The organism is Streptomyces kanasensis (assembly GCF_043077165.1).
GTDB classification, from domain to species: Bacteria; Actinomycetota; Actinomycetes; order Streptomycetales; family Streptomycetaceae; genus Streptomyces; species Streptomyces changanensis.
Genome location: NZ_JBIBSF010000002.1, coordinates 511,528 through 528,510, shown reverse-complemented (window position 1 = coordinate 528,510; position 16,983 = coordinate 511,528). Strand labels below are relative to the sequence as shown.

Below are 16,983 nucleotides of genomic sequence, written 5' to 3'. Positions count from 1 at the left end.
CCACCGCGGAGCACGGGCGACCGACGACGACGCGGCGAGGCGCAGCACCGGACGCCGCGAGCCCGGCACGATCCGAAAGACAGGCCCTGGCGCACCCGGCCGGCGCCCCGGCGCGCGGTCCCGCCACGGGCGGGGGCGGGGCGACCGGAGGCCGGGCGGAAACGGGGCGGGCGGGGTCGCCGGCGCCTGGGGGCGCTCAGTCGAAGGTGTAGGCGTCGACCTCGGCGAGGTAGCGGGCGCGCAGGGCCTCGTCGTCGTCGAGGAAGGCCGCCTCGAAGGAGTTCCGGGCGAGCCGGCGCAGGTCGTCCGGGGTGAGGCCGAGCGCCTCGCGGACGGCGTGGAACGTCTCGCCCACGTAGCCGCCGAAGTACGCCGGGTCGTCGGAGTTGACGGTGACCATGAGGCCGGCGTCCATCATGGCCCGCAGCGGGTGGTCCTCCAGGACGTCCACGGCGCGCAGCCGGACGTTCGACAGCGGGCACAGGGTGAGCGGCACCCGCTCCCGCACCAGCCGCTCGACCAGCTCCGGGTCCTCCATGGCGCGCAGGCCGTGGTCGACGCGCTCCACGCCGAGGACGTCGAGGGCCTCGCGGACGTAGGCGGGCGGACCCTCCTCGCCGGCGTGGGCGACCTTCCGCAGCCCCATCGCGCCGGCTGCCTCGTACACCTCGCGGAACTTCGCGGGCGGGTGGCCGACCTCGGCGGAGTCCAGGCCGACGCCGGTGATGTGCCGCAGGTACGGCCGGACCGACTCCAGCGTCTCCATCGCGGACTCGGCGGACAGGTCGCGCAGGAAGCACATGATGAGCCGCGTGGTCACGCCGTGCCGCTCCTCCGCCCGCTCCAGCGCCCGGGCGAGGCCCTCGACGACCGTGCCGACGGGGACGCCGCGGGCGGTGTGGGCCTGCGGGTCGAAGAAGATCTCGGCGTGGCGGACGCCCTGGGCGGCGGCGCGGGCCAGGTAGGCGTCGGCGAGCTCGGTGAAGTCGTCCGCGGTGCGCAGGACGGCCATGAGCGCGTAGTACAGGTCGAGGAAGGACTGCAGGTCGCCGAAGCGGTAGGCCTCGCGGAGCGCGTCGGTGTCGGCGAAGGGCAGGTCGACGCCGTTGCGGGCGGCGAGGGCGAAGGCCAGCTCGGGCTCGAGGGTGCCTTCGACGTGCAGGTGCAGTTCGGCCTTGGGGAGGTTCTCGGGGAGGTTCATCGCTCTCTACGGGCGCTTGGGGAGGGGGATGCGGACGAGGTCCTCGGCGATGGTCAGTTCGCCGTCGAACCCGGCGGCGCGGGCCTGCCGCTCGAAGGCGGCGGGGTCGGCGTAGCGCTGTGAGAAGTGGGTGAGGACCAGGTGGCGGACGCCCGCGTCGCGGGCGACGGAGGCGGCCTGCCCGGCGGTCAGGTGGCCGTGCTCGACGGCGAGGTCGGTGTCCTCGTCGAGGAAGGTCGACTCGATGACGAGGAGGTCGCACCCCTCTGCGAGGGCGCGCGCGCCCTCGCAGAGGCGGGTGTCCATGACGAAGGCGAAGCGCTGGCCGCGCCGCACCTCGCTGACCTCGTCGAGCCGCACCCCGCGCAGGACGCCCTCGCGCTGGAGGGCCCCTACGTCGGGGCCCTGGATGCCGTGGGCGGCGAGCCGCTCGGGCAGCATGCGGCGGCCGTCGGGCTCGGTGAGGCGGTACCCGAACGACTCGACGGGGTGCGACAGGCGCCGCGCCTCCAGGGTGTAGCCGGGCGTCTCGGCGACGGGGCCGTCGGCGGCGACCGGCGCCTCGACGATGTCGGCGCGCTCGCGGTAGGCGGTGGCGTACCGCAGCCGTTCGAAGAACCGCCGGCCGGATGCCGGGTAGTGCGCGGTGACCGGGTGCGGCACCTGGTCGAGGTTGATGCGCTGGATGACCCCGGCGAGGCCCAGGGAGTGGTCGCCGTGGAAGTGGGTGACGCAGATCCGGTCGATGTCGTGGGCGGCGACGCCGGCGCGGAGCATCTGGCGCTGGGTGCCCTCGCCGGGGTCGAAGAGGATGCCCTCGCCGTCCCAGCGGAGCAGGTAGCCGTTGTGGTTGCGGTGGCGCGTGGGTACCTGGCTCGCGGTACCCAGCACGACGAATTCGCGTACGGACACGGTGGCTACCCGGGGGGCCATTCCAGGCCGCGTCCGCCGATGACGTGCGCGTGCGCGTGGAAGACGGTCTGGCCGGCGCCGGTGCCGGTGTTGAGGACGACGCGGTACCCGCTGCCGGCGATCTTCTCCTGCGCGGCGACCTCGCCCGTCTCGCGCAGCACGTCGGCGGCGATCTCCGGCGCGGCGGCGGCGAGCGCGGCGCCGTCGGGGTGGTGTGCCTTGGGGATGACCAGGACGTGGGTGGGGGCCTGGGGGTTGATGTCGCGGAACGCGAGGGTCGTCTCGGTCTCGCGGACGACCTGCGCGGGCACCTCCCCGGCCACGATCTTGCAGAACAGGCAGTCACTCCGCGGCTCTTCGGCCATGCTGGCGGCCCTTCCTCGACTCCGGCGGCGGGTACGGGCGTACCCGACTGGTTCGTTCCGTACCCTATCGCCGCGCCGCCCGCAGGACCGGGCGGGCGTCGGGCGCGGGACGTGGGGCTTCGGGTACCGGGACGCCGCGGGGCGCCGCGGGCGCCGGGCCTCCGGGGCGAGGGATGGCCCCGGACGGCGGGGTGCCCGGGGCGAGGGCCCGGGGCGAGGGCCCGGGGCGAGGGCCCGGGGCGAGGGGTGCCCCGGACGGCGGGCGTCAGGACCAGCGGCCGGTGCGTCCCAGCAGCAGCGCCGTCGCCGCCGTGCCGGCCGTGGAGGTGCGCAGCACGCTGCGGCCGAGCCGGTACGGCTTGGCGCCCGCCTCCGCGAAGGCGGCCAGTTCGTCGGGCGCGACGCCCCCCTCGGGACCGACGACCAGCACGATGTCGCCGGTCGCCGGCAGCGGCGCGGTGGCCAGCGGTTCGGCGCCCTCCTCGTGGAGCACGGCCGCGAAGTCCGCCTCCGCGAGCAGCCGGGCGACCTGGCGGGTGCTCGCCGCGTCGGCGACCTCCGGGAACCGGAGCCTGCGGGACTGCTTGCCCGCCTCGCGGGCGGTGGCGCGCCACTTCGCCAGGGCCTTCAGACCGCGCTCGCCCTTCCACTGGGTGATGCACCGGGACGCCGCCCACGGCACGACCGCGTCGACGCCGGTCTCGGTCATGGTCTCCACTGCCAGCTCGCCCCGGTCGCCCTTGGGGAGCGCCTGGACCACGGTGATGCGCGGCGCGGGCGCGGGCTCGTCGCGCACCTCGGCGACGGCGACGTCGAGGCGGTCCTTGCCCTCGACGGCGGCGACGGTCCCGTACGCGCCGCGCCCGGCGCCGTCCGTCAGCACGATCTCCTCGCCGGTGCGCAGGCGGCGTACCGACACGGCGTGCCGCCCCTCCGGACCGTCCAGGGCGACCGTCGCGCCGGGGGCGGCGGCCGCCAGGTCGTCGACGACGAAGACGGGGGCGGTCATGACGCTCCTCCCACGGCCAGCGCCGTGAGCGCGGACCGGAGTTCCGAGTGGAGTACTTCGACGAGCTGCCCGGCGGGCAGCTCCCGGGCGAGGCGGTGGCCCTGCCCCGCCCACAGGGCCATGGCCTGCGGGTCGCCGGCCGCGGCGGCGGCCTTGCGCAGCGGGCTGGTCAGGTGGTGCACCTCGGGGTAGGCGGCCGGGGCGTACGGCCCGTGCTCCCGTACGAAGCGGTTGACCAGGCCCCGGGCCGGGCGGCCGGAGAAGGCGCGGGTCAGTTCGGTGCGGGTGAAGAGCGGGTCCGTCATGGCGCGCTTGTGCAGGGGGTGCGCGCCGGACTCGGGGCAGACGAGGAAGGCGGTGCCGAGCTGCGCGGCCTCGGCGCCGGCGGCGAGGACCGCGGCGATCTGGGCGCCGCGCATCAGACCGCCGGCCGCGATCATCGGCAGGGACACGGCTTCCCGGACCCGGGTGACCAGCGCGAGGAGGCCGTTGCCGGCGTCGGCGCTCTCGGGGTCGTCCCGGTGGGTGCCCTGGTGGCCGCCGGCCTCGACGCCCTGGACGCAGACGGCGTCCGCGCCGGCCAGCTCGGCGGCCCGCGCCTCGTCGGGGCTGGTGACGGTCACGATCGTGCGGGTGCCGACGCGCGCGAAGGCGTGCACGGTGTCGCGGGTGGGGCAGCCGAAGGTGAAGGAGACGACCGGGACGGGGTCGTCGAGGAGGATGGCGAGCTTCGCGTCGTACCCGTCGTCCCGGCCCGCGTCGGGGTCGCCGAGGGGGGTGTCGTACCAGGTGGACTCGCCGGCCAGCTGGTGGCGGTAGACCTCGACGGCGGCGGGGTCGGCCTGGCCGGGCTGCGGCATGAACAGGTTGACGCCGAAGGGGCGCGCGGTCAGCGCGCGGACCTGCTGGACCTCCTGGTACATGCCGTCGGCCGTCTTGTAGCCGGCGGCGAGGAACCCGAGGCCGCCCGCCTCGCAGACGGCGGCGACGAGCGGGGGGCAGGAGGCGCCACCGGCCATGGGGGCCTGCACGATCGGGTGGGGGCAGAGATCGGTCAGCGCGGAGGGCATGCACGCATGGTGTCACGCCCCCGCGCACGCGCCGAATCCCCTGTTCCGCCCGTCACGGAGCGGCGCGCCGGACCTGGCGGAGGCCGCCACCCGAAGCCCCCGCGCCTCCGGCGGGCCGCTCCGCGCGGGGCGCCCGCGGGTCCGGGCGGGGGCTCCCCGCGACGCCGCGGGGAGCCGTCACGCGCGTGGGCTAGCGCCCGTTGAACGCGTCCTTCAGCCGGGAGAACAGGCCCTGCTGGCCGGGGGCGAACTGGCCGGTGGGCCGCTCCTCCCCGCGCAGCTCCGCCAGCTCCCGCAGCAGGCGCTCCTGCTCGGCGTCGAGCTTGCTCGGCGTCTGCACCTCGACGTGGACGATCAGGTCGCCGCGGCCGCCGCCCCGCAGGTGCGTGACGCCCCGGCCGTGCAGCGGGATCGACTGGCCGGACTGCGTACCCGGCCGGATGTCGACCTCCTCGACCCCGTCGAGCGTCTCCAGCGGCACCTTCGTGCCGAGCGCGCCCGCCGTCATCGGGATGGTGACCGTGCAGTGCAGGTCGTCGCCGCGCCGCTGGAACACCGGGTGCGGCAGCTCGTGGATCTCGACGTACAGATCGCCCGCCGGGCCGCCGCCGGGGCCGACCTCGCCCTCGCCGGCCAGCTGGATGCGCGTGCCGTTGTCGACACCGGCAGGGATCTTGACCGTGAGCGTGCGGCGGGACCGCACCCGGCCGTCGCCCGCGCACTCGGGGCACGGCGTCGGCACGACCGTGCCGAAGCCCTGGCACTGGGGGCAGGGGCGGGACGTCATGACCTGGCCCAGGAAGGACCGCGTCACCTGCGACACCTCACCCCGGCCGCGGCACATGTCGCACGTCTGCGCCGAGGTGCCGGGCGCGGCGCCCTCGCCGGAGCAGGTGGTGCACACGACGGCCGTGTCGACCTGGATGTCCTTCGTCGTGCCGAAGGCCGCCTCGTCGAGCTCGATCTCCAGCCGGATCATCGCGTCCTGGCCGCGCCGGGTCCGTGACCGGGGGCCGCGCTGGGACGCCGTGCCGAAGAAGGCGTCCATGATGTCGGAGAAGTTCCCGAAGCCGCCCGCGCCGAAGCCGCCCGCGCCACCGGCGCCGCCCGCCAGGGGGTCGCCGCCGAGGTCGTAGACCTGCTTCTTCTGCGGGTCCGACAGCACCTCGTAGGCGGCGTTGATCTCCTTGAACCGCTCCTGCGTCTTCGGATCGGGGTTCACGTCCGGATGCAGCTCGCGCGCGAGCCTCCGGAACGCCTTCTTGATCTCGTCCTGGGACGCGTCGCGGCGCACGCCGAGTACGGCGTAGTAGTCCGTGGCCACTTACGACTCCGCCAGGATCTGTCCGACGTAACGTGCCACTGCGCGTACCGCTCCCATCGTTCCGGGGTAGTCCATGCGGGTCGGTCCGACCACGCCGAGTTTGGCGACCGCCTCGCCGCCCGAACCGTAACCGACCGCGACGACGGACGTGGAGTTCAGCCCCTCGTGGGCGTTCTCGTGCCCGATGCGCACGGTCATGGCCGGGTCCGTCGCCTCGCCGAGCAGCTTGAGGAGCACGACCTGCTCCTCAAGCGCCTCCAGCACCGGCCGGATCGTCAGCGGGAAGTCGTGCCCGAAGCGCGTGAGATTGGCGGTCCCGCCGATCACCAGGCGCTCCTCGGTCTCCTCCACCAGCGTCTCCAGCAGCGTGGAGAGCACCGTGGAGACCGTGCCGCGGTCCTCCGCCTCGAAGGACTCCGGCAGGTCCTGCACCAGCTGCGGCACGTCCGCGAAGCGCCGTCCGACGACCCGGCTGTTGAGCCGGGCGCGCAGGTCGGCGACGGACGTCTCACCGATCGGGGCGGGGCAGTCGACCATGCGCTGCTCGACCCGTCCGGTGTCCGTGATCAGGACGAGCATCAGCCGGGCCGGGGCCAGCGACAGCAGCTCGACGTGGCGCACGGTGGACCGGGTCAGCGACGGGTACTGCACGACCGCGACCTGGCGGGTCAGCTGCGCGAGCAGCCGTACCGTCCGGCCCACGACGTCGTCGAGGTCGACCGCGCCCTCCAGGAAGTTCTGGATGGCCCGGCGCTCCGGTGACGACAGCGGCTTGACGCCGGCGAGCCTGTCGACGAAGAGGCGGTAGCCCTTGTCCGTGGGGATGCGGCCGGCGCTGGTGTGGGGCTGGGCGATGAAGCCCTCGTCCTCCAGCACCGCCATGTCGTTGCGCACGGTGGCCGGTGACACGCCGAGGTTGTGCCGCTCGGTGAGCGCCTTGGAGCCGACGGGCTCCTCCGTACCGACGTAGTCCTGGACGATGGCGCGCAGTACCTCGAGTCTGCGTTCACTGAGCACGGCGCACCTCCAGCTGGCTTTCGGTCTGCTGACGTCTGCTGGCACTCTTCGCGTCCGAGTGCCAGTCATCCCCGCGGCCAGTGTACGGCGCCGAGGTCAATGCCTGGCAAGGGCGATGCGTCGTGCCCGATGGGCGCGGCGGCCGCTCACGGTACCGCGCGCCGGGCGGGGGCGTTGCCGATAGCGTCGAGGCATGGACGTCGCTTGGGAAGAGTTCGGATGGGAGCGCCTCGCCCCGGGCGTGGGCCGCAGGCGGCTCCCGGGCTGGGACGCCACCGTGGGGCTCGTCGTCGGCGAGGCGGCGGTCCTGCTGTTCGACGCGGGGTCGACGCTGCGCGAGGGCGCCGCGCTCCGCGGTGAGGTGCAGGGGTTGCTGGGCGGCCGCCGCGTGACGCACATCGCACTCAGCCACCCGCACTTCGACCACGTGCTGGGCGCGGCGGCGTTCGCGGGTGCTCAGGTGTTCGGGGCGATGGGGCTCGACGAGGTGCTGGTCCGGGAGCGGGACGCGCTGCGGGCCGACGCCGTGCGGGAGGGCGTGTCCGAGCGGGAGGCCGGCGAGGCGGTGGACGTGCTGGTGCACCCGCACCACCTGGTGTGCGCCGAGTGGACGCTCGACCTCGGGGACTGCCGGGTGCTGCTGGCGAACGCCGGCCCCGGCCACACCGGCCAGGACCTGGCGCTGCTGGTGCCGGGCGCGGAGGGGGACGCGCCGCCCGGGGTGGTCTTCTGCGGGGACCTCGTCGAGGAGTCGGGCGAGCCGCAGGCGGGGCCGGACGCCCTGCCCTCCCGCTGGCCGGCCGCGCTGGACCGGCTGCTTCGGCTGGGCGGTGAGGACGCCGCGTACGTGCCGGGGCACGGGGCGGTGGTCGACGCCGCGTTCGTACGCGCCCAACGCGATGAGCTGGCCCGGCGGTTCGCCGTGTCGTAGCGTCGGGCGCGTGCGCGCCGCCGCGCCCGGGGGACGTCCCCGGGGCGGGTCGGCGCCCGTCACGCACCCGGAGCCGAGAGAGTCATGCGCCGTTACGACCCCGATCTGACCCCGTCCTGGAAGAAGCCGGCCCCCGTGCCGGAGGTGCCGGCCGAGCCGGACCTGGTGGTCGAGGAGGCGGGCAGCGGCTTCTGCGGGGCGGTGGTCCGGTGCGAGGCGGGGACGGTGACCCTGGAGGACCGGTTCGGCAAGCACCGGGTCTTCCCGCTGGCACCGCGCGGGTTCCTGCTGGAGGGCCGCGTGGTGACGCTGGTCCGGCCGGCCTCCGGCGCTCCCGCGCGGCCGTCGCGCACGGCGTCCGGCTCCCTGGCCGTGCCCGGGGCGCGGGCCCGTGTGGCGCGGGCGGGGCGGATCTACGTCGAGGGGCGCCACGACGCCGAGCTGGTGGAGCGGGTGTGGGGTGACGACCTGCGCATCGAGGGCGTGGTCGTCGAGTACCTGGAGGGCGTCGACGACCTGCCGGCGATCGTGCGCGACTTCCGCCCCGGCCCGGACGCCCGGCTCGGGGTGCTGGTGGACCACCTCGTGCCCGGCTCGAAGGAGTCACGGATCGCCGCGTCGGTGACGGACCCGCACGTCCTGGTCGTCGGGCACCCGTACGTGGACGTGTGGCAGGCCGTGAAGCCGTCGTCGCTGGGCATCCCCGCCTGGCCGGCGGTGCCGCGCGGCGAGGACTGGAAGACGGGCGTGTGCCGGGCCCTGGGCTGGCCGGAGAACACCGGCGCGGCCTGGCAGCGGATCCTCGGCGCGGTGCGCTCCTACCGGGACCTGGAGCCGGAGCTGCTCGGGGCCGTCGAGCGGCTCATCGACCACGTGACGGTCGGCACGCACGGCGGGTGAGGGCCGGGCCCACCCGCCGCGACGGCCCGGCCGGGTCGGTGCGGCGGGTGGGCCCGGCCCCGGCCGCGACGGCGCGTGGTGACGAGCCGGTGCGGCGGAGGGCGGCGCCGGCGGGAGGTGACGGCGAGCCGGTCGCCGGCTCGGGCTGGTCGGTGCTGCCGTGACTGCGGGCCGGCGCCGGTCGGTGCTGGTCGGTGCCGCCGTGGGTGCGCCCCGGTGGTGCTGCCGTGGGTGCGGCCGGTGCCGGCGGTGGGCGGGCCCGGTGCCGGCGGTGGGCGGGGCGGTCAGTCGACCAGGTCCCGTACCACCGCGTCGGCGAGGAGCCGCCCGCGCAGGGTGAGGACGGCGCGGCCCTCCGCGTACGGCGCGGGCTCCAGCAGCCCGTCGCCGACCGCGCGCTCGGCTGCGGCCAGCCCGGCGGGCCGCAGCAGCGACAGCGGGCAGCCGTCCAGCAGGCGCAGCTCCAGCAGGACCCGCTCGACGCGCCGGTCCTCGTCCGACAGCAGCTCCCGCCCCGCGCCGGGCGAACGGCCCTCCGCGAGGGCGGCGGCGTAGGCGCCGGGGTGCTTCACGTTCCACCAGCGGACCCCGCCGACGTGGCTGTGCGCGCCGGGGCCCGCGCCCCACCAGTCGGCGCCCCGCCAGTACAGCTCGTTGTGCAGGCAGCGGCCCGCCTCGGAGGTCGCCCAATTGGAGACCTCGTACCACGCGTACCCGGCGTCGGCGAGGACCGAGTCGGCGATCAGGTAGCGGTCGGCGTGCACGTCGTCGTCCGTCATCGGCACCTCGCCGCGCCGGATCCGGCGGGCGAGCCGGGTGCCCTCCTCGACGATCAGCGCGTACGCGGAGACGTGGTCCGGGCCCGCGCCGACGGCCGCCTCGAGCGAGGCCCGCCAGTCGTCGTCACTCTCCCCGGGGGTGCCGTAGATGAGGTCCAGGTTGACGTGGTCGAAGCCGGCGGCGCGGGCCTCGGCGACACACGCCTCCGGGCGGCCGGGCGTGTGCGTGCGGTCGAGGACCTTCAGGACGTGCTGCCGGGCGCTCTGCATGCCGAAGGAGATCCGGTTGAAGCCGCCCTCGCGCAGGGCCGCCAGGTAGGCCGGGTCGACGGACTCCGGGTTGGCCTCCGTGGTGATCTCCGCGTCGTCGGCGAGCCCGAACTCGTCGCGGATCGCGCCGAGCATGCGCACGAGGTCCGCGGCGGCGAGCAGTGTGGGCGTACCGCCGCCGACGAAGACCGTCCGCACCGGGCGGGGGTCGTCGCCGAGGACCTTGCGGGCGAGCCGCACCTCGTCGACGAGGGTCTCCGCGTAGTTGTCGCGCGAGGCGAGCACGCCGCCGGAGCCGCGCAGCTCGGTGGCGGTGTAGGTGTTGAAGTCGCAGTAGCCGCAGCGGGTGGCGCAGTACGGCACGTGCAGGTAGAACCCGAGCGGCCGGTCCGCGCCCCCGTGCAGGGCGGACGGGGGCAGCGCCCCGTCCTCGGGCATGGGCTCACCATCGGGCAGTACGGAAGGCATGGGGTCCATTGTCCGTCACCGCCGGGCGGGACGGTTCACGGGCGGACGGCGGCCCAGCGGTCACCCCGCGCGCCCGCCCGTCACCGCCCCGCCCGTCACGGCCTCGTGCGCCGCCGCCGTGCGGGTGCGGGGCCCGTGGCCCCGCACCCGGCCGCCCGCCCTGCCCGCCCTGCCCGTGGGGCCGCGCGGGACCGGGCCGGGCCGGGCGCTCGCCCGTGTCAGGCCTCGCGGGCGCCCTCGTACATCTCCTCGATGAGGTTCTTGTACTCGCGCTCCACCACCGGCCGCTTCAGCTTGAGGCTGGGCGTGAGCTCGCCGTGCTCGACGTCGAGGTCACGCGGCAGCAGCCGGAACTTCTTGATCGTCTGCCAGCGCTGCAGGCCCTCGTTCAGCCGGTCGACGTAGCCCTGGACCATCTCCTCGACCTGCCGGGTGGCGACCAGCTCGGCGTAGGGCCGGTCGGCGAGTCCGTGGTCCTTCGCCCAACCCTGCAGCGCGGCCTCGTCGAGGGCGATGAGGGCCGAGCAGAAGTTCCGGTCCGCGCCGAGCACGACGATGTTCGAGACGAACGGGCACAGGGCCTTGAAGTGGCCCTCGACCTCGGTCGGCGCGACGTACTTGCCGCCGGAGGTCTTGAACAGGTCCTTCTTGCGGTCGGTGATCCGCAGGTAGCCGTCGGCGGAGAGCTCGCCGATGTCGCCCGTGTGGAACCAGCCGTCGGGCTCCAGGACCTCGGCCGTCTTCTCGGGGAGGTTGTGGTAGCCCTCCATGATGCCGGGGCCGCGCAGCAGGATCTCGCCGTCGTCGGCGATGCGCACCTCGCAGCCGGGCAGCGGCTTGCCGACGGTGCCGGTGCGGTAGGCCTCGCCCGGGTTCACGAAGGAGGCGGCGGACGACTCCGTCAGGCCGTAGCCCTCCAGGATGTGGATGCCCGCGCCGGAGAAGAAGTACCCGATCTCGGGCGCGAGCGCGACGGAGCCTGACACGGCGGCGCGCAGCCGCCCGCCGAACGCCTCGCGCAGCTTCGAGTAGACCAGCGCGTCGGCCACCTTGTGCTGCGCGGTGAGGCCCAGGGGCGCCTTCGCCTGCCCGGTGCGCCGGAAGCTGTCCTGGGTGACCTTGGCGTACTCGCGGGCGACGCCCGCCGCCCACTGGAAGATCCGGTACTTGGCGGGGCCGCCCGCACGCGCCTTGGCGGCGACGCCGTTGTAGACCTTCTCGAAGATGCGCGGGACGGACGCCATGTAGGTCGGCTGCACGACCGGCAGATTCTCGATGATCTTGTCGATGCGGCCGTCGACGGCGGTCACGTGCCCGACCTCGATCTGCCCGGAGATCAGCACCTTGCCGAAGACGTGGGCGAGGGGCAGCCACAGGTACTGGACGTCGTCCTCGCGGACCAGGGACGTCGCGCCGATGGCCTTCGCCATGTACGACCAGTTGTCGTGCGGCAGGCGCACGCCCTTGGGGCGGCCGGTGGTGCCGGAGGTGTAGATGAGGGTGGCGAGCTGGTCGGCGGTGATCGCCCCGACGCGCTCCTCGACCGCTGCCGGGTGCTCCTTCAGGTAGGCGCGGCCGCGCTCCTCCAGCTCGTCGAGGGAGAGCACCCACCCCTCGGGGTCGCCTTCGGCGGGCTGCGCGGCGGCGGCGTCGATGACGACCACGTGGTGCAGGTCCGGCAGGTCGGCGCGGCGCTCCCGGGCCTTCGCCAGCTGGGTGCCGTCCTCGGCGATCAGGACGCGGCTCCCGGAGTCCGCGAGGATGTACGCCGACTCCTCGGCGTTGGTCTGCGGGTAGACCGTGGTGGTGGCGGCGCCCGCGCACATGACCCCGAGGTCGGCCAGGATCCACTCGACGCGCGTCGCGGAGGCGAGGGCGACCCGCTCCTCGGGCCGTACGCCGAGGCCGACGAGGCCGGCGGCGACGGCGAACACGCGGTCCGCCGCCTGGGCCCAGCTGAGCGCCTTCCAGTCGTCGGGCCCCTGGCCGGTGGCGGAGGGCACCGGGTAGCGGTAGGCCTCCGCGTCCGGGGTCCTGGCCACACGCTCAAGGAACAGGGCCGCCACGGAGGGCGGCCGGTTCTCGATCTGGCTCTGTGTGTCGCTCACGGCGTCCTCCGGCGGGCCTGGCAGGTGCCGCACGTCGTGCGGGCTGTTCACTGCTGCGGGAAAAGCGTGGATCAACGGCTGGTTGTTTAACTCGCGAGTAACCCCCGAGCGGGATCAGGGTAGAGCGCGGCTGTCCCCGGCGTAAGGGGCAGCGGCCTCGGGATTCATACCCGGTTCATAACGACTGCGGAGCGGGGCAAAAAGGAGGAGGCGCCCGTCCGTCATCCGAACGGGCGCCTCCGCGCAGCGGTCGCCGGACCGCCGGCGTGGGTCACCGGGCTGGGTCGCCGGGGCCGGCGGCCACACGTCGCCGGGCAACCGGCGTGGCTCGCCGGACTACCGGCGTGGCTCGCCGGGGCCGGTCGCGGGCTGCTACTTCTTGCCCTTGCCCGCCGACTCGTCGCTGGACAGGACGGCGATGAAGGCCTCCTGCGGGACCTCCACGGAGCCGACCATCTTCATCCGCTTCTTGCCTTCCTTCTGCTTCTCCAGCAGCTTCCGCTTGCGGGAGATGTCGCCGCCGTAGCACTTGGCGAGGACGTCCTTGCGGATGGCGCGGATGGTCTCGCGGGCGATGACCCGGGAGCCGATGGCCGCCTGGATCGGCACCTCGAACGCCTGCCGCGGGATGAGCTCGCGCAGCTTCGCCACGAGCCGCACGCCGTACGCGTACGCCGCGTCCTTGTGCGTGATGGCGGAGAAGGCGTCGACCTTGTCGCCGTGGAGCAGGATGTCCACCTTGACCAGGGAGCTGCTCTGCTCGCCGGTGGGCTCGTAGTCGAGGGACGCGTAGCCGCGGGTCTTGGACTTCAGCTGGTCGAAGAAGTCGAAGACGATCTCGGCGAGCGGGAGCGTGTAGCGGATCTCGACGCGGTCCTCGGAGAGGTAGTCCATCCCGAGGAGGGTGCCGCGGCGGGTCTGGCACAGCTCCATGATCGAACCGATGAACTCGGAGGGCGCGAGGATCGTCGCGCGGACGACCGGCTCGTACACCTCGCTGATCTTGCCCTCGGGGAACTCGCTCGGGTTGGTGACGGTGTGCTCGGTGCCGTCCTCCATGAGGACCCGGTACACCACGTTCGGCGCCGTGGCGATGAGGTCGAGGCCGAACTCGCGCTCCAGCCGCTCACGGATCACGTCGAGGTGGAGCAGGCCGAGGAAGCCCACGCGGAAGCCGAAGCCGAGGGCCGCGGAGGTCTCCGGCTCGTAGACCAGCGCGGCGTCGTTGAGCTGGAGCTTGTCGAGCGCGTCGCGCAGCTCCGGATAGTCGGAGCCGTCGAGCGGGTAGAGGCCGGAGAACACCATCGGCTTGGGGTCCTTGTACCCGCCGAGGGCCTCCGTGGCGCCCTTGTGCAGGGTGGTGATCGTGTCACCGACCTTGGACTGCCGGACGTCCTTCACACCCGTGATCAGGTACCCGACCTCGCCGACGCCGAGACCGTCGGCCGGAAGCATCTCCGGCGAGTTCGTCCCGATCTCCAGCAGCTCGTGGGTCGCGCCGGTGGACATCATGCGGATGCGCTCGCGCTTGTTGAGCTGTCCGTCGATGACACGGACGTAGGTGACGACACCGCGGTAGGAGTCGTAGACCGAGTCGAAGATCATCGCGCGGGCGGGGGCGTCGGCGACGCCCACCGGCGCCGGGACCTCCCTGACCACGCGGTCGAGCAGCGCCTCGACGCCGAGACCCGTCTTCGCCGAGACGCGCAGGACGTCGTCCGGGTCGCAGCCGACCAGGTTCGCCAGTTCCTCGGCGAACTTCTCCGGCTGGGCGGCCGGCAGGTCGATCTTGTTGAGGACCGGGACGATGGTGAGGTCGTTCTCCATCGCCAGGTAGAGGTTGGCGAGGGTCTGTGCCTCGATGCCCTGGGCGGCGTCGACGAGGAGGACCGTGCCCTCGCACGCGGCGAGCGAGCGGGACACCTCGTACGTGAAGTCCACGTGGCCCGGGGTGTCGATCATGTTGAGGATGTGGGTCCTGCCCTGACCCTCACCCTCGGTGGGGGCCCAGGGCAGACGCACGGCCTGGGACTTGATGGTGATGCCGCGCTCGCGCTCGATGTCCATGCGGTCCAGATACTGAGCGCGCATCTGCCGCTGCTCGACCACACCGGTCAGCTGGAGCATCCGGTCGGCAAGGGTCGACTTGCCGTGGTCGATGTGCGCGATGATGCAGAAGTTGCGGATCAGTGCCGGGTCGGTACGGCTCGGCTCGGGCACGTGGATGGGGGTCGCGGGCACGCAGGGTCCTGATTCTCGAGACGCACGGGCGTACGCCGGTGTCTCTGCTCGGGTCGACGTCGGATCGATACGTAGCTTCCATGGTCCCACGGACGGGGACGGGCGCTCGGTTTGGGCCGCCCGAAGCGCTGCTGGTAGCCTGGGCAGCTGTGTCTCGTGGCCCTCTCAGCAGCGTGGCACACATTCGAGGAATCCTTACGAACCTGAAAAGGCTCTTTCGTGGCGAACATCAAGTCCCAGATCAAGCGGAACAAGACGAACGAGAAGGCGCGCCTGCGCAACAAGGCCGTCAAGTCGTCGCTCAAGACCGCGATCCGCAAGGCCCGTGAGGCTGCCGCCGCGGGTGACGTCGAGAAGGCCGCCGTGGCGGTCCGCGAGGCGTCCCGCAAGCTGGACAAGGCCGTCTCCAAGGGTGTCATCCACAAGAACGCCGCCGCCAACAAGAAGTCGGCGCTGGCTGCTCGGGTCGCCACCCTGCAGGGCTGAGCTTCCCCCGTCCCGGGGACACCGTCCCCGGAACCGGCCGGAACCTCCCGGGCTCACGCCCCGGAGTGCCCGACCCGGAAGACTTGATCGCCGGAAGGGACCCAAGCGGGCCCTCTCAACCACGCTCCCGACCGGCACCCCCGAGCTCGTACGCGGCCTGCGTTCGCCACGCGGGTACGGGCTCACCATCGTGAACCGAAGGCCCCGGCGGCCCGTTCTTCCCCGAACGGCTCCGGGGCCTTCGGCATGCCCGGACGCCACCACGCCCACCGGGTCCGGGCCACCGGGGCCAGGGCGCAGGACCACGGCCAGGACCGCGGATGCGGGACCAGGCGCGGGGCCCCACGATCAGGACCGGACGTCAGAACCGGAGACTCAGGACCGGGACGTCTGACCCACCCGGTCGAACCCGCCCCCGGACCGGCCGCACCCTCTACAGGCGCGCCCATCGGCCGGCCCTGCCCCCGGCCGGCCCCCGTCCACCGCGTGCGGACACCGACCCCGTGGGCGGGCACCGCCCACCGCGTGCGGGAGCCTCAGCGGCGGGAGCGGGCGGCGCGGGCGATGGTGACGACCGCCTTCTCCAGGGCGTACACGGGGTCGTCCCCGCCTCCCTTGACGCCCGCGTCGGCCTCGGCGACGGCCCGCAGGGCGACGGCCACGCCGTCCGGGGTCCAGCCCCGCATCTGCTGGCGCACTCGGTCGATCTTCCACGGCGGCATGCCCAGCTCGCGTGCGAGGTCGGCGGGCCGGCCGCCCCGCGCGGACGACAGCTTGCCGATGGCGCGCACGCCCTGCGCCAACGCGCTCGTGATCAGCACGGGAGCCACGCCGGTCGACAGGGACCAGCGCAGGGCCTCCAGCGCCTCGGCGGTACGGCCCTCCACCGCGCGGTCGGCGACGTTGAAGCTGGAGGCCTCGGCCCGGCCGGTGTAGTAGCGGCCGACGACAACCTCGTCGATCGTGCCCTCGACGTCCGCCGTGAGCTGGGAGACGGCGCTGGCCAGCTCGCGCAGGTCGCTGCCGATCGCGTCGACGAGCGCCTGGCACGCCTCCGGGGTGGCCGACCTGCCCTGCGCCCGGAACTCCTGCCGCACGAACGTCAGACGCTCCGCCGGCTTCGTCGTCTTGGGGCAGGCGACCTCTCGGGCGCCCGCCTTCCGGGCGGCGTCGAGGAGGCCCTTCCCCTTCGCTCCACCGGGGTGGAGGAGGACGAGCGAGATGTCCTCGACGGGCGAGGCCAGGTACGCCTTGACGTCCTTGACGGTGTCCGCGGCCAGGTCCTGGGCGTTGCGCACGATCAGGACCTTGCGCTCGGCGAACAGCGAGGGGCTGGTCAGCTCGGCGAGGCCGCCGGGCTGGAGCTGGTCGGCGGTCAGGTCACGGACGTCCGTGTCGGCGTCGGCGGCCCGGGCCGCGGCCACCACCTGCTGGACGGCGCGATCCAGGAGGAGGTCCTCCTGGCCCACGGCGAGGGTGACGGGGGCGAGCGGGTCGTCGGTCGGGTTCTTGGGAGCCATCACGCCCAGCATCCCACGGCCCGCCGACACCCGGCCGCGTCCTGCCCGCCCGACGGTCCGGGACGCCGTCGCCCCAGGCGGCTTCGGCTTCCTACGGCTCCTCGCGCCAGCCGTCCCACTCGGCTGCCAGGTCGTCCAACTCGGCAGCGGAGAGCCGGCCGTCCGGGTCCTCGACCACCACGAGCCACTGGGCGTCCTCGGCGTCGTCCTCGCCCGCGAGGGCGTCGCGGACGAGGCGCGGCTCCTCGTCCAGTGCGAACCGCTCACCGAGCGCCTCGGCGACCTCCGCGGCGGCGTCCCGGTCGGGCAGGACCAGCACGTGCCGGACGTCGTCGGTGCGGTTCTCTTCGTTCACTCCGTTCACGAGACCATTGTTCAACCC

The 16,983-nt window shown here is 74.0% G+C and carries 15 protein-coding genes; 3 read left to right on the top strand and 12 right to left on the bottom strand.

All coding sequences use genetic code 11. From position 1 onward, the window contains the following. Positions 1–196: 196 nt before the first annotated feature. From ACF053_RS07505 to hrcA, 7 genes are all read right to left on the bottom strand, one after another. Positions 197–1,201 (bottom strand): adenosine deaminase, encoded by a 1,005-nt coding sequence (locus tag ACF053_RS07505; RefSeq protein WP_391952983.1) that lies wholly within the window; start codon positions 1,199–1,201, stop codon positions 197–199. A 6-nt stretch (positions 1,202–1,207) separates the two neighbouring features. Continuing rightward, entirely contained in the window at positions 1,208–2,113 is a 906-nt protein-coding gene (locus ACF053_RS07500) for a ribonuclease Z (RefSeq protein WP_391952982.1), read from the bottom strand. A 5-nt stretch (positions 2,114–2,118) separates the two neighbouring features. Continuing rightward, positions 2,119–2,478: a histidine triad nucleotide-binding protein gene (locus ACF053_RS07495; RefSeq protein ID WP_058945240.1), complete on the bottom strand. Its 360-nt coding sequence runs from the start codon at positions 2,476–2,478 to the stop codon at positions 2,119–2,121. A gap of 265 nt (positions 2,479–2,743) precedes the next feature. Then, positions 2,744–3,487, bottom strand: a complete 744-nt coding sequence (locus ACF053_RS07490; protein WP_391952981.1) for a 16S rRNA (uracil(1498)-N(3))-methyltransferase — start codon at positions 3,485–3,487, stop codon at positions 2,744–2,746. Further along, entirely contained in the window at positions 3,484–4,557 is a 1,074-nt protein-coding gene (locus ACF053_RS07485; protein ID WP_391952980.1) for a nitronate monooxygenase, read from the bottom strand. Before ACF053_RS07485 ends, ACF053_RS07490 begins: the two co-directional genes overlap by 4 nt. 190 nt (positions 4,558–4,747) lie before the next feature. Next, a complete protein-coding gene (dnaJ, locus tag ACF053_RS07480) occupies positions 4,748–5,881 on the bottom strand; it encodes a molecular chaperone DnaJ (protein ID WP_058945243.1) in 1,134 nt (377 codons plus the stop codon). Beyond that, the gene (gene hrcA / locus ACF053_RS07475) at positions 5,882–6,898 is read right to left on the bottom strand and encodes a heat-inducible transcriptional repressor HrcA (RefSeq protein ID WP_391952979.1); all 1,017 of its coding nucleotides are present in this window, start codon (positions 6,896–6,898) and stop codon (positions 5,882–5,884) included. Between the two features lie 193 nt (positions 6,899–7,091). Between hrcA and ACF053_RS07470 the strand changes: the two genes are divergently transcribed. Then, positions 7,092–7,829, top strand: a complete 738-nt coding sequence (locus ACF053_RS07470) for an MBL fold metallo-hydrolase (protein ID WP_391952978.1) — start codon at positions 7,092–7,094, stop codon at positions 7,827–7,829. Positions 7,830–7,913: 84 nt separating this feature from the next. Next, entirely contained in the window at positions 7,914–8,729 is an 816-nt protein-coding gene (locus ACF053_RS07465; protein WP_391952977.1) for a DUF3097 domain-containing protein, read from the top strand. A 284-nt stretch (positions 8,730–9,013) separates the two neighbouring features. Here ACF053_RS07465 and hemW read toward each other — a convergent pair whose 3' ends face one another. The 3 genes from hemW to lepA all read right to left on the bottom strand — a co-directional run bounded on the left by hemW (position 9,014) and on the right by lepA (position 14,595). Next, on the bottom strand, positions 9,014–10,255 hold the full coding sequence (gene hemW / locus ACF053_RS07460) for a radical SAM family heme chaperone HemW (RefSeq protein WP_391952976.1): 1,242 nt from the start codon (positions 10,253–10,255) through the stop codon (positions 9,014–9,016). Between the two features lie 209 nt (positions 10,256–10,464). Next, positions 10,465–12,354: an AMP-dependent synthetase/ligase gene (locus ACF053_RS07455; RefSeq protein WP_391952975.1), complete on the bottom strand. Its 1,890-nt coding sequence runs from the start codon at positions 12,352–12,354 to the stop codon at positions 10,465–10,467. Positions 12,355–12,726: 372 nt separating this feature from the next. Then, positions 12,727–14,595: a translation elongation factor 4 gene (gene lepA / locus ACF053_RS07450; RefSeq protein WP_058945495.1), complete on the bottom strand. Its 1,869-nt coding sequence runs from the start codon at positions 14,593–14,595 to the stop codon at positions 12,727–12,729. Positions 14,596–14,814: 219 nt separating this feature from the next. Between lepA and rpsT the strand changes: the two genes are divergently transcribed. Further along, positions 14,815–15,081, top strand: a complete 267-nt coding sequence (rpsT, locus tag ACF053_RS07445) for a 30S ribosomal protein S20 (RefSeq protein ID WP_257375370.1) — start codon at positions 14,815–14,817, stop codon at positions 15,079–15,081. Positions 15,082–15,617: 536 nt separating this feature from the next. On the opposite strand, the gene holA is transcribed toward rpsT, so the two are convergent. Beyond that, positions 15,618–16,601, bottom strand: a complete 984-nt coding sequence (gene holA, locus ACF053_RS07440) for a DNA polymerase III subunit delta (protein ID WP_391952974.1) — start codon at positions 16,599–16,601, stop codon at positions 15,618–15,620. 91 nt (positions 16,602–16,692) lie between these two features. Then, entirely contained in the window at positions 16,693–16,920 is a 228-nt protein-coding gene (locus ACF053_RS07435) for a hypothetical protein (RefSeq protein ID WP_391953205.1), read from the bottom strand. Between the last annotated feature and the right edge of the window lie 63 nt (positions 16,921–16,983).